1 protein-coding gene is annotated in these 586 nt (G+C 52.7%); it reads left to right on the top strand.

Translation table 11 applies throughout. The features are described from left to right. Positions 1-72: 72 nt before the first annotated feature. On the top strand, positions 73-586 hold a 514-nt coding region (locus tag K0335_RS22195; protein ID WP_219394168.1), incomplete at its 3' end, for an aminotransferase class I/II-fold pyridoxal phosphate-dependent enzyme.

Below are 586 nucleotides of genomic sequence, written 5' to 3'. Positions count from 1 at the left end.
GGTTGGCATTTTGTAAATCTGCCGTTAACCTGATAGCGGATTTCCCTTCTGTAACTATAATGGAACCTCGTCATGTTTGAGAACATAACCGCCGCTCCTGCCGACCCGATTTTGGGCCTGGCCGATCTGTTTCGCGCCGATGACCGTCCAGGGAAAATTAACCTTGGCATTGGCGTATATAAAGATGAAACCGGCAAAACACCGGTGCTCACCAGCGTTAAAAAAGCCGAGCAGTATTTACTGGAAAATGAAACGACGAAAAACTATCTCGGCATTGACGGGATTCCGGAATTTGCTCGCTGCACTCAGGAACTGCTGTTCGGCAAAGGCAGCGCGCTGATTAATGATAAGCGCGCACGCACGGCGCAAACGCCGGGCGGTACCGGCGCGTTACGCATTGCCGCCGACTTTTTGGCAAAAAATACTCCGGTAAAACGGGTGTGGGTGAGCAACCCCAGCTGGCCGAACCACAAAAGCGTGTTTAACGCTGCCGGCCTGGAAGTTCGGGAGTACGCTTACTACGATGCGGAAAATCACTCGCTGGATTTTGAAGCGCTACAAGCCAGCCTGAGCGAAGCACAGGCCG

It is taken from the genome of Escherichia sp. GZ89 (assembly GCF_019366485.1).
GTDB lineage: Bacteria > Pseudomonadota > Gammaproteobacteria > Enterobacterales > Enterobacteriaceae > Escherichia > Escherichia fergusonii.
This window is presented reverse-complemented; position numbering and strand designations above follow the sequence as displayed.